We start from the raw sequence: 12,252 nt of genomic DNA, 5'->3' as shown, positions 1-12,252 counted from the left end.
CTGTGCTGGGCAGGCCGATAGGTCACTTTGTATCCGGTCGCTACAAAAAAGCAGATCGCTCTGTTAATTCAAAATCGCGAACGAAATCGATCATCCACCTCGCTGCGATGATGTATGGGACATGTAATGTATGAGAAAAGCCGCTTGCGAGAAGCTCGAGATCATCCGTACCGCAGGGGGCATATCTGTTCACGAACCAAACCCTAGACAGGCCGAAGGCTCTTCCCGAGTTTTTTACGAGGATAATCCGGATTTCGGTCGGTTCAAATCCTCGGGGAGGAATGTTTAGGCATTCCTCCGAAACGCTGGCTCTCAGCTTTTCTTGTCGGGAAGGTTTTTGCGATCCGTCGAAGCGAGTTCTTCTAACTCCTCCTCGGTCATGCTCTCATACATCTCTTTTGACGCGCCGACCAAGTCGGATTTCTTGGTTTCGCCGCGCTTTGCGGAAAGTGCGGCACCGGCTGCTTTCTGCTGGGCTTTGGATCTGGCTGGCATTAGATAACACCTCTTTTTGACAAGGATAGAACGCGCTGAAGGCACCATCAGTTCCCGCCGGGATGCTTGCTCCGATACGATGAGGAAGGCCAGAGTAAGCTGCGCTCTTAACTGATGGTCAGTGTCTTGTTTTTTGCGAAAAGATTAGGTTGTCGAAGGTTTGTGACAAGCCTGCTACCCACGCGTGGTGTAGTCACCCTAACCGGCCTCGCTTAGCGCTGAATGTGGACAGCACAGCCGCCAGACGAGTCCTTTCGGCGTGTAGTCGATTGTGACCTTCGCGGAAAGCGTCGAGCTGATCATCGTATCGATCACCGTGGTGCCGAAACCGTGCTGGTCCGGCTCTTTAGCCTCCGGCCCACCAGTTTCGGTCCAAGACATGCGAAAATCGTCGCCGTCGACGGTCCAGTCAATTTCCACCTTGCCTTGGTCACTGCTCAAACTCCCGTATTTCGCAGCGTTCGTAGCCAATTCATGCAGCGCCATACCAATAGCCTGCGCGGCCGCAGACGAAACCGTGATCGGCGGACCCGACAGGACGAAACGCTCTCCGACAGTCCCGAGGGGTTCGATCTGGCTGCAAACCAGTTCTTTCAGACCGACGCTTTCCCAGTCGCTCCTGATCAGAAGATCTTGGTTTGCAGCGAGCGACTGAAGTCGCTGAGCGAATGTTGTGGCGAAATCCTCCGGCGAGCGCGCCGAGGTCCGGCGGGCAATCGCCTGAATGATCGCTATCAGGTTCTTGCTGCGGTGATTGACCTCGCGTGCGAGAATCTGTCGCGCCTCATCCGACTGTTTGCGGGCGGTGATGTCCTGGATGATCTTTATTCCGTAGTCGATTCCACCGCTAAGAGTGCGAACGCAACTGACCGACGTGTGGCCCCAGACGGTCTCGCCGTCTTTGCGCAGATACCGCTTTTCCAGTTCGTATTGATCCGAATCCCCGCTGGCCAGTTGCCTCCATGCCGCTGTACCCTTGGTCCGGTCGTCGGGATGGGTGAAACGGTCGAGCTCAAATCCCTCCAGTGCGTTCACATCGTAACCGAGCATACGCGCAAAGCTCTCGTTCACCCTAACCAGCTTTCCTTGGGCATCGACGATGCCGATTGCGACGGCGGCATTCTCGAAGGTTGCTTTGAACCGCGCCTCGGCCGCTTCGATCGTGCGGGCCCGCCGTGCGACCCGATCCTCAAGCTCGGCATTGATGCGAGCGAGGTCGATAAGCACCTCCCGCTGTTGCCGGATGAGCCCGGCGACGATCAGCCCGGTCGCGGCAGCGGCGGCGATGAGGATCTGCAAACGGGACTGCGCGAAGACGGCGTCGTTAGCCGCGAGCGCCGTCGTGGCCAAAGTTTGTGTATGGGTGCCAACCACAAGTGCGAGCGTCAGAATGGTCAACGCAGTGCCGCGGAATTCGAAGCGAAGCGCGGCCCATATCACAGGAATCAGGAGGAGAAAGGCGTGCGCGGCCCCGGTGGAGAGTTCCCACACGCTGATTGCGACGATGGTTGCTGCGATGCCGGCGGCTTCCAGAAGTTGCGAGAAGTTGGGCCGCACCGCCTCGCGCCAAGCATTAACGGTCGAGATGACCAGCGGTGAGGCGATCAGAATGCCGGTTGCATCGCCAAGCCACCAGAGCGGCCAGGTGACCACGAAGGGGTTCTTTCCCACCGCTGCGTCAATGGCGCTTCCGATGGTTGCGCTGATCACCGGCGTCGTCAGCACGCCGATGAAGAGAAACGCGAACACCTGACGCAATGACGTCAGGCGGATGAGCGGATGTCCGAGATGGGGCGCAAGCAACAGAGCCGCGGTGACCACTGCCGCCGCGTTCCCCAAGACATAGCCCAGCGCAGGGATTAAGTTATTGTGGAACCACAACACGTTCCCCGTTAACTCACCGGCCGCCCCGATCGCGATCCACCAGTGCCAACTCCGCCGTGGAGTGATGATAAGCACTGCCAGAATTACGCCATTCGGCGGCCAGACGGTGATCGGAATGCCCGGGATCACGCTCATCCACTGGCCGAACACCGCGGCCAGCATGTAGGCGGCATAGCAGGCTCCCAGCGCGATGCCGCTTGGTCGCTCCGATGTCAGTACCACCCGCGACCCACTACGCGTTATCGGCCAGTCGTTCTCGACCGTCTCGGATGCTATGTCAGTCGACACCAGCACTTTGCTCTTTGAATGCGACAACGCGATCAATCCCCCTTAAGCTCGGGTCAATTACGAAAAGCACTTCAATTATACGGGTCAATTATTCGGGCGGCGCGGGCAACTTCTGTCTTCGTCGGACATCGAATTATTCAACAAATTATACTCCTAATCCCATAACCTATCAAGCGGCCAAGCGCGCCTGACGTATCGACTTTTGCGGAATGTCATCGGACACGGATACAAGGAGCGATGCTGCAAGATACTGCGTAGAGTTTCTGATTTCCGACGCCGCAAGAGGCTGTCGCCCGGCAATAGTGCGAAATAAAATGCGCAAGCTGAGGTCAGTCCCGTGGGTTGCGGTTGGAATCCATCTTGTCCAAGCTAGGTACAAGACTGTCGGCGTCTGGGGTAACTGGGCGCACCCGCCGCGGAGAAGATGAGTGTCGAACGATTTCTGGAACCGGATCTATTGCGGCCCTCCGCCTGACCCTCCTGATCTCTGGTCAAGCTGGAACTTCGACCCTGCGGTTCTGGGGGGGCTGTTGGTTCTGACGGTGTTCACGGGGCGTGACAGGTTTGGTCTTGCGGCGCTCCTTGTTCTGGCCGTGGCATTCGTGTCGCCGCTTTGCGCCTTGTCCTCGTCGCTGTTTTCGGCGCGGGTCGTGCATCATGTGCTGCTGACCGCCGTTGCCGCGCCGCTTCTGGCGATGTGCTGGCCGTCGTCGCGCGCTGGCCCGATCATGGCGCCTTTCGTCGTGTCGACGGTGGTATTCTGGTTTTGGCACGCGCCGGCAGCCTATGATTCCGCGCTGTCGCATGTCGGTGTTTACTGGCTGATGCAACTGTCGCTGCTGGCGAGCGCCGCATGGTTCTGGCGCGCGGTCCTTGGCCCGGCGCAGTCACCGGTCGATGCGCTGACGTTCGTGATCCTCGGATTCGCGCAGATGGGTTTGCTCGGCGCGCTGCTGACCTTCACGCCCGAACCGCTTTACGCGGCACACATGCTCGCGCCCTACCAATGGGGTCTGTCGCCTCTGGAAGACCAACAGCTTGGCGGGCTTCTGATGTGGATTCCGGCGGCGCTGCCGTTTGCCGTCGCCGGGTTTGCCGCCGCACGGCGCGGATCGGCGCAGATCCGGGGCGGGGCGTCGTGATCGACTGGCTGCTTCCGCTCGTCCCGCTGGTCAAAGCCGTGCATATCGTGGGGCTTTGCCTGTGGTGCGGGGGGTTGGTTGCTCTGCCGTTCATGCTGGCCCGGCACGATCCGGTTGTATCGCAGGACGACTTCCACCGCATCCGCAAGGCGACGCATTTCACCTACACGTTATGCGTGACGCCGGCGGCGGTGGTTGCCGTGATCGCGGGGGCGTGGCTTATCTTCATGCGCGAAACCTTCCAGCCGTGGTTCTACGCCAAGCTGTTCTTCGTGATGCTGCTTGTCGGGGCCCATGCGTGGACGGGACACATGCTTGTCAGGGTGGGCGAAACGAAGGGTCGGTTTCAACCGCGCGCACCCTACCTGCCGCTGCTGGCGGTTCTGGTTCCGGTGATAGGTATCCTCGTATTCGTCCTTGGAAAACCGGACCTTAGCTGGATTCAGTTCCCGTCCGTTCTGCTTGAGCCGATGGGCCGGTCGCTGCCCTTCGACGTGCCAAGATTGTAGTCGAAAACGAGTTTTCCACCATGCCAGCCAGTCAGGATCACCATCACGACACACAGCGCCGACAGCAATATGCCGTAGGGCAGCACGGCGTCTTCGAATCCGTAAAGCCTGTGACCCCAGTTCGCGCCAAGAAACGCGAGCAGCGTGACCGCGATGATGAAGTGCGTCCATGCCGGCGCGCGCGCCCGGATGCCACGCACGAACAACAGTTCGGCCGTGCCCGAAAAGCCGGCCAGCATACCGAACAGGAATCCCGTGCCGGCCGCCCAAAGTGCTGCGCGCGCCCAGAACGCATCGCCCGTCCACCAGTAGATCAGGTCCGCGCCGAATGTGCAGAAGGTCAGCGCAACGGGAAACGCGACGCTCATCGCGTGGATCGGGTGGCCGAAGATCGCGATCTTGGACGCGGTCATCTCGCGCCCCGGCAGGTCTTCCAGCGGGTCGATCAAATCTTCGGTGCGTTGACCGGGGTCTTCGGACATGGGCGATTCCTATTTGCGGTCCTCTCTGCAATGACAGTTTCGGGCTGCGAGGGGCAAATGTCGATCCTTGATCCTGCCGGACCGGCGGCGGCGAGCATATCGCGCCTGTGGTGGGTCATGTTCGCCGGATCGGCGGCGATCCTGTGCCTCGTGTCGGTGTTGCTGGTACTGTCCTTTCGCAAGCGACCGCCGGTGCAGGATGAACGCGGGCTGGAACGGACGTGGATCGTCGGGCTGGGTCTTGTCTTCACGATGGGTGTTCTTGTCGCGCTGCTGGCTTACGGTATCGTCGCCGGTCAGCGGCTGACTGCGCGGGCGCAGGACGGTGCGGTCGAGGTCAGCGCGGTTGCCGACCGGACCGGCTGGCGTTTCGGCTATGGGGACCGCCCGGGCGAAACGACCCGGAACGTCCTGCACATACCGGCGGGTCGGGCTGTGCATGTGGCGATCACGACCGACGATGTCATCCACAGTTTCTGGGTGCCGCGTCTGGCCGGGAAGCTTGACGCGATACCGGGGCATGTCAACACGCTGAAGCTAGAGGCCGACGAACCCGGCCTTTACGCGGGTCGCAGCGCGGAGTTCAGCGGCCCCGGCTACAGTCGCCACCGTTTTGAGATACGGGCGCATGACGATGCCGCGTGGCACGCCTTCCTGCGGGAGGGAGCGCCATGAACGCACTTAAACGCCATCGCGAACTGGATGCTATCTGGGCTTCTGAAAAGGGGTGGACCGGCTGGTTCAGTACGGTCAACCATTCTGATCTGGGCCGGATGTTCCTTGTGCTGGCGTTCTTCTATTTCGCGGTCGGCGGAATTCTGTCGATGCTGATCCGGGCGCAGCTTGCTACCCCGCATTCGGCCTTTGCTGGGCCCGAGGTCTATAACCAGATCTTCACGATGCACGGAACGATCATGATGTTCCTGTTCGCGATCCCCGCGATCGAGGGGCTGGCGGTCTACCTGATCCCCAAGCTGCTGGGCACCCGCGATCTGGCCTATCCACGCCTGACCGCCTACGGTTTCTGGTGCTATGCGTTCGGGGGCGCGATGCTGCTGTTCTCGCTTTTTGCGGGGATCGCGCCGGATGGCGGGTGGTTCATGTATCCGCCGCTGACCGGGCCGCTGCATTCGCCCGGCATCAACACGGATTTCTGGCTGATTGGTATCACCTTCGTAGAGATTTCCGCGATTTGCGCGGCGGTCGAACTTACGGTGTCGATCCTGAAATACCGCGCGCCGGGCATGTCGCTGGACAAGATGCCGATCTTCGCGTGGTACATCCTCGTCACGGCGCTGATGATCCTGACGGGGTTCCCGCCGCTGATCCTCGGTTCTGTCCTGCTGGAACTGGAACGCGCCTTTGGTCTGCCCTTTTTTCAGACCGATCTGGGCGGTGACAGCCTGCTGTGGCAACACTTGTTCTGGCTGTTCGGCCATCCGGAGGTCTATATCATCTTCCTGCCGGCGGCCGGGATCGTATCGACGGTCTTGCCGGTTATGGCGCGCACCACGCTGCTTGGCTACGGCTGGGTCGTTGCGGCCATCGTCGCGCTTGCGTTTCTCAGCTTCGGGCTGTGGGTGCATCACATGTTCACGACGGGCATCCCGTCGCTGGGTGTTGCGTTCTTTTCGGCGGCGTCGACGCTGGTTGCCGTGCCGACCGCGGTGCAGATCTTTGCCTGGATCGGCACATTGTGGAAGGGGCGGCCCGATCTGCGCCTGCCGATGCTCTACATTCTCGGATTTTTCCTCACCTTCGTTATCGGCGGGCTGACGGGCGTGATGGTCGCCATTGTTCCGTTCGACTGGCAGGTTCACGACACCGCCTTTATCACCGCGCATCTGCACTACGTGCTGTTCGGCGGGTTCGTCTTTCCGTTGCTGGCAGGGATTTACTACTGGCTGCCGCTGTTCAGCGGACGGCAGCGGTTCTTCAGGCTTGGCGAAATCGCATTTGCGCTGGTCTTCGCGGGGTTTCACGGCACGTTCCTCGCGATGCATTGGGTCGGCCTTCTGGGCCAGCGGCGGCGCATCCACACCTACGACGCCGATGCTGGCTGGACGGCGATCAACCTGTTTTCGTCGGTCAGCAGCTTCATCCTCGCGATCGGGCTGGCGATGGTGCTGGTCGATGTCATCCTGAACCTGTTCGTCGCGGTGCGCGGGAAGCGGAACCCGTGGAACGCCGGAACGCTGGAATGGGCCACGATGGCGCCGCCACCGTCCTACAACTTTGCCAGTCTGCCAGAAATCAGCAGCCGCGATCCCGCCCATGCCGATCCGGGCCTGCCGAACCGCATCGCGGGCGGTGAAGGATATCTTGGGCAACCGCGTGGCACCTTGCGCGAAACGCTGACGGTCGACATTGCCAGCGGCCGGCCGGACTATGTCGTTCGCTACCCGGCCAATACCCGTTTGCCGATCACGCTGGCCGCCGTGACCGGGCTGTTCTTTTTGTCGCTGCTGGTCAAGGTCTACTGGATCGTGCCCATCGCGCTGATCGGGGTCGTCCTGCTGGCGTGTCGGTGGGTGTGGGGGCTGGGGCAGCGCGTGGACGAAGGACCGGTGCCGGTCGGCAGAGGCGTTTCGCTGCCTCCCGCCGCCGAGACCGCGAAATCGCCGGGCTGGTGGGGAAGCGTGTTCCTGCTGATCGCGGATGCGACGTTCTTCGGGTCGCTGATCTTTGGCTACGCGTTCCTCTGGACGATCGCGCCGGGCTGGCCTCCGCCGGAGTGGCTGCAACCGCTGGCACCGGAACTGGCCGCGGGCGTTGGTGGCGCGGTGGCCGCAGCGGTTCTGATGCGGCTGACGATCCGGCGCAATGCCGATGGACGGCCGGCAAGGATCACCTGCCTGCTGACGCTGGCCGCGATGGGTATGCTGGGCGTCGCGGTTGCCACTATGACCGGGCGCGTTCCGGCCCCGACCGGGCACGCCTACGGTGCGGCGCTGCTGGTCGTGGGCGGTTACGGGATGCTCCACATCGCGCTTGCGGCCCTGATGCTTGGTTTTCTGTCCGTCCGCATCGCCGCCGGATACGTATCGGTCACCCGCAAGGCAGAGTTGCATATCGTGCGGCTATGGGTGGATTATGCCGCGGCAACTGGGGTGATCTGTCTGCTGATTGCCCATGTTCCGGTGTTGCTGACATGAGCGACGTGATCCGCATCCTCATCGCGCCGTTGGTATGGCTGGCGTGTTTCGGTGCGATCTACGGCCTACACGGGCTGAGCTGCAGTGCGACGTTTGAGCCTGACCTGCCGGCCGGTGCCGCGATCTGGCAACTGCTGATGATCCTTGCGGGCGGTGTTGCCGTGACGGTGCAAGTTTGCCTGCTCTTCGCATTGCGGCATCGGGCGTTCGCATCGGGGTCGGGCTTCGTCAACCGTGTCAGCGCCATTCTGGCCTGGACGTCGCTGGCTGCGACGCTATGGACGTCGTTTCCGGTCCTACTGTCGTCAAGTTGTGCGTGATTTCGAGAGCAATTTCTGAAATCAAGCATACCGTGATGCTCCGCGGTTGCTAGAGGAGGCGAAGGGCTGAACTCACCGAATTACTTGTGTTTCAGCCGCTCTTCACGCCGAGGGATGTCGACAAGCCAAGTTCGATGCCGACGTCGACCGACATTCATTCGCACGTTTGGGGGAAAGGTCGGGCCTGTTTTAGCGGGTACTTATGGTTGCTATCGCCCTTTTCATCAGGGCATTCCTGCGACCGGAATTTCTGGGGCAGATGGCTTGGGTTGGAGTTTCTTAGTGAAGCAATAATACACGTGCCTTAGCGTGACGGCAAAATGATCAACATCGGTAGAAAGCGTATCGTATGAAGAATGTGATTACTGCTGTAAGAAACGAAATCGTCCATACCGTTGCCAACCCCGATAGATCGCGATGTGATGGGATTTTCCGCTCAATTTTCATTTTGTAGCCAAACGGGAGCGGATTCGAGTGATCTTTGGGTGATCCGACTGCTTAACTTAGGGTGTATTCGCTGAAGACCGGGACTGGTTCCTACGGAATTGTCGCAAGTGTTGAACGCTGCATTTTGACAAGCTGGAGTTTCACCTTAGATCAATAGAAATTCGCCCTAGATCAACAGAAACAGGAGGCCGTACCTTGGGTAGATCATCAGACGACACTCTCCTGAAATGCGATGTCGCGGTTATTGGCGCGGGGACTGCCGGGCTCGTGGCAGAGCGGCACGCCCGCAAGGCAGGCGCTAAGACGTTGCTAATCGACCCGGAGTTTCGCGGTACTACTTGTGCCGCAGTAGGTTGCATGCCTTCCAAGCTCTTGATCGCAGCGGCGGATGCGGCACATGGGATTACTCAGGCATCGCAACTGGGTATTGACGCCACGGCGCAGGTAGACGGTCCGGCCGTTATGAAACGAGTGCAACGCCATCGCGATCGGCTCGTAGAATCGACCAAGGCGCAGATCAGAAAACTGCCCGACGGTGTTTGCGTGAAAGCGCGGGCAAAATTTTCCGGCCCCAACACACTGGACCTTGACAACGGGCAGCGTGTGCATGCCCGGGCAGTGATCATCGCTACCGGCGCTGCGCCCACTGTTCCCGACGCTTTCAGCGGTTTGGGCGACAGGCTGCTGACCAATGAAAATGTGTTCGATCTGGAAGAACTGCCAACCTCTCTCGGCGTAGTCGGGGCGGGACCGGTTGGGCTCGAGATTGCACAGGCGATGTCGCGACTGGGGGTAGATGTGACCGTGGTAGATCATGGCAACTCTATCGCGGCGCTTTCAGATCCGGCAGTCGCCAACAGACTTCATGATATTCTGTCCGACGAATTCCCGATTTGCCTAGGTGTTGACGCAAAGACGGTTCCTGCGGAAGACAAGGTGAAACTTTCGTGGCAAGGCGACTCCAGCGGCGAGGCACTGGTTTCGCATGTTTTTCTGGCGGTCGGGCGACCGGCCAATCTAGAAGATCTAAATCTCGCCAAAGCAAACCTGAAACTGGACGATCACGGCACACCGGTTTTTGACAGGAAAACCATGCAGTGCGGGGACGCCCCGATCTTCATCGCGGGGGATGCCAATCACGATAGGCCGTTGCTGCACGAGGCTGCCGACGAGGGCGCGGTTGCAGGCCACAATGCTGCCAAGTGGCCCGATGTAGCCCGCAGCCGCCGCAAGACGCCACTGTCGATCGTTTTTACGCGCCCGACTGCAGCCAGCGTCGGCAAGGTTCCGTTCGACGCAGAGGCGGACATGCTGGTGGGCAGCACGGATTTTGAAAACCAAGGTCGTGCCACGATTGAATGTCGCGCCCACGGCGGCATTCGTCTTTATGCTGAGAAAGGAGGTTCGCGGCTTTCCGGGGCGGAAATGTGCCTGCCCGATGCCGAGCATCTGGCGCATCTGCTGTGCTGGGCGATCGAGAGTGGGATGACTGTATCACAGCTGCTTGACTCGCCATTCTATCACCCAACACTGGAAGAAGGGCTGAAACCGGCATTGCGCGATCTGTGCGAAGCACTGCAGGAATCGACACCGTGGGACCGCGCCGACGGTCACATACCGGGTTGCTGAGACCAGACGGTTGCGATCAGAACAATCATTTCTGGCCTGTGCTTCCGGGTCCGCTTTCCCTGATCGCACCGCGTAGCAGAATCGATGCCAGCCATTGCGCTGGTGTCGTCACCTTGGACAACCGCATTCGATCTAGGCACGCGTCCTCTTCCGGATCGTGGTGATGCGTCGACATGCCGTGCCACATCAACCCGGCCATCCGGCGTACCGAACCCTGAGATTGTTTCAGCAGCGCGAGGGCAGGGAGCAGCCGCTGTTCGATCTCGGTGAAATCAGTGCCGAACGGAAAGGTTTGCAGCGCGCCATCTTCGGCAAACCGGTGCAACCAGCCGTGCAGTGCGGCTGGCGTGTTGTTGTCGTGCCCGGCGGGCACAACGGCGTCGTCAGGCAATTTTCCCGCTGCCTTGGCCTGTTGCAGGAGCACGGGCTGAAATCGGCTATCGGCGATCGCGATCATCGCGAGAATCGCCTCGGCGTCGGTCCGTCCCCGCAGATCGGCGATGCCGTATTCTGTAACGACAATGTCGCGCATATGGCGCGGGATGGTTTCGTGCGGATGGTCCCAGACGATGTTAGACGTCGCCCGCCCGCCGGTGGTGCGTGTGGACTGAAGCGTGATGACCGAGCGCGCGTCCTTCAGAGCAAAGGCTTGGTCCACGAAATTAAACTGGCCGCCCACCCCGCTGACGATCTGGCCGTTTTCCGTGATATCCGACACCACACCGCCGAGCGCTGTCACTTTCATCGCGGCGTTGACGAAACGGGCGTCGACACGAGCGGCGCGTTTGGACTGCTCGTCGCCGTAAAGCTGGTTGGTAAAGGATACCGGCATCATGCGGATCCGCGCCCGCTGCGCCTCCGGCATGTCGCGCAACGATCGATAGAAGTCGCGGCAATCCAGAAAAAAGCCCGCATGGATCATCACGCCGTCGACATTTCGTTTCACAACGCCCGCGTTCATCAACTCCAGAATGCCCTGCACGAGCATCTCGGTCACGGCGTAGAGGCCGGTCTCGAATGATGCGGTTTCCCTGAACCGTTCGGACACCGGAAAGGTTGCCCTGTCCCAGATGCTGCTCAGAACCGCAGGTTTCTGATGGCGCAGCATCAGCGCCGATGCCACCGCATCACCGATGGCCCCGATCCCGATCTGAAGCGTTCCGCCGTCGCGGATCAGGCGCGAAACGTGCAGACCGATGGCATGATCGTGCAGCGCGACCGGGCGTTTGGGCACCGAGAAAAGCTCGAAATGGGTTTCGGGGTCATCCAGCAGCAGGTCGATCTCGGCTCTTGGGATTTCACCGGTTTCCCCCATGAAGGGAAGCTCGGGATTAATCTCGCCGGCAAATAGGAAATCCTGTGTGCCGTCGCGGCGTGCTTTCAGCAGGTCCACGGTGATGTCGGTATTGCCCCCAAGGCTGAACCTGTCGTGATCCTGCGCGATCAGTTGAGCGATGACATTCGGCCGGCGCGCCATCAAGTAGTGCAGCGCGTGGGTATAGTTCGCCGTGACATAATTCTGTTGGGCATCGCCATGACCCAGCCAGACGCCGGCCTGAAAGAAAAATTCGAGAACTGTGATGTTGTCCGGCAGCGTGCCGTCGCGCAGACACGTGGCATAATGGAGCGGCGTGTATGCGCCAAAGAGCCGGTCTGCGGCCGGGCCGAGAAACCGGGCCTGCATGTCGCTATTGCTGATCGGGCGCTGCAGCGTAAGGGCGGTAAAGATCGTCAGCCTAATACCGGAATCGCGTAGCGCCTCGTCGGTCAGCGCGTTCACGATCGTATTTGCCTTGCCCAAACCCAGCGGCAGGGCGAGGCGGATGTCCCCGCCGGTGTGATCGATGATCTGGCGCGCAAGCGTTCCCGCATCCGACAATCGCCCATCGGTCGTCGCCATA

General features: G+C 60.4%; 10 protein-coding genes. 6 read left to right on the top strand and 4 right to left on the bottom strand.

Features of this window, described 5'->3' with window-relative positions:
• Positions 1–312: 312 nt before the first annotated feature.
• Together N7U68_RS09080 and N7U68_RS09075 are read right to left on the bottom strand one after the other, a co-directional pair.
• Positions 313–495, bottom strand: coding sequence for a DUF3008 family protein (locus tag N7U68_RS09080; RefSeq protein ID WP_165196222.1), 183 nt, complete (start codon positions 493–495; stop codon positions 313–315).
• 198 nt (positions 496–693) lie between these two features.
• Positions 694–2,703, bottom strand: a complete 2,010-nt coding sequence (locus N7U68_RS09075) for an MASE1 domain-containing protein (RefSeq protein ID WP_263048904.1) — start codon at positions 2,701–2,703, stop codon at positions 694–696.
• 392 nt (positions 2,704–3,095) lie between these two features.
• Between N7U68_RS09075 and N7U68_RS09070 the strand changes: the two genes are divergently transcribed.
• Together N7U68_RS09070 and N7U68_RS09065 are read left to right on the top strand one after the other, a co-directional pair.
• The gene (locus N7U68_RS09070) at positions 3,096–3,809 is read left to right on the top strand and encodes a cytochrome c oxidase assembly protein (protein WP_263048903.1); all 714 of its coding nucleotides are present in this window, start codon (positions 3,096–3,098) and stop codon (positions 3,807–3,809) included.
• The gene (locus tag N7U68_RS09065) at positions 3,806–4,318 is read left to right on the top strand and encodes a CopD family protein (protein WP_165196228.1); all 513 of its coding nucleotides are present in this window, start codon (positions 3,806–3,808) and stop codon (positions 4,316–4,318) included. Before N7U68_RS09070 ends, N7U68_RS09065 begins: the two co-directional genes overlap by 4 nt.
• On the opposite strand, the gene N7U68_RS09060 is transcribed toward N7U68_RS09065, so the two are convergent.
• A complete protein-coding gene (locus N7U68_RS09060) occupies positions 4,252–4,800 on the bottom strand; it encodes a DUF2231 domain-containing protein (protein WP_165196230.1) in 549 nt (182 codons plus the stop codon). The genes N7U68_RS09065 and N7U68_RS09060 overlap by 67 nt on opposite strands.
• Before the next feature lie 57 nt (positions 4,801–4,857).
• Between N7U68_RS09060 and N7U68_RS09055 the strand changes: the two genes are divergently transcribed.
• From N7U68_RS09055 to N7U68_RS09040, 4 genes are all read left to right on the top strand, one after another.
• Positions 4,858–5,475: a cytochrome c oxidase subunit II gene (locus tag N7U68_RS09055; protein WP_263048902.1), complete on the top strand. Its 618-nt coding sequence runs from the start codon at positions 4,858–4,860 to the stop codon at positions 5,473–5,475.
• On the top strand, positions 5,472–7,955 hold the full coding sequence (ctaD, locus tag N7U68_RS09050) for a cytochrome c oxidase subunit I (RefSeq protein WP_263048901.1): 2,484 nt from the start codon (positions 5,472–5,474) through the stop codon (positions 7,953–7,955). The genes N7U68_RS09055 and ctaD overlap by 4 nt, the downstream gene beginning before the upstream one ends.
• The gene (locus N7U68_RS09045; RefSeq protein ID WP_263048900.1) at positions 7,952–8,275 is read left to right on the top strand and encodes a hypothetical protein; all 324 of its coding nucleotides are present in this window, start codon (positions 7,952–7,954) and stop codon (positions 8,273–8,275) included. Before ctaD ends, N7U68_RS09045 begins: the two co-directional genes overlap by 4 nt.
• Before the next feature lie 642 nt (positions 8,276–8,917).
• Positions 8,918–10,351, top strand: coding sequence for a dihydrolipoyl dehydrogenase (locus tag N7U68_RS09040; protein ID WP_263048899.1), 1,434 nt, complete (start codon positions 8,918–8,920; stop codon positions 10,349–10,351).
• A gap of 25 nt (positions 10,352–10,376) precedes the next feature.
• Here the strand turns inward: N7U68_RS09040 and N7U68_RS09035 are convergent, their stop codons facing one another.
• Positions 10,377–12,251, bottom strand: a complete 1,875-nt coding sequence (locus N7U68_RS09035) for an acetyl-CoA hydrolase/transferase C-terminal domain-containing protein (RefSeq protein ID WP_263048898.1) — start codon at positions 12,249–12,251, stop codon at positions 10,377–10,379.
• Position 12,252 lies beyond the last annotated feature (1 nt).

Origin of the sequence: Roseovarius pelagicus (genome assembly GCF_025639885.1) — a bacterium.
Classification (GTDB): Bacteria; Pseudomonadota; Alphaproteobacteria; order Rhodobacterales; family Rhodobacteraceae; genus Roseovarius; species Roseovarius pelagicus.
Note: the sequence above shows the minus strand (reverse complement) of the source record. Positions and strands in the feature narration are given on the sequence as shown.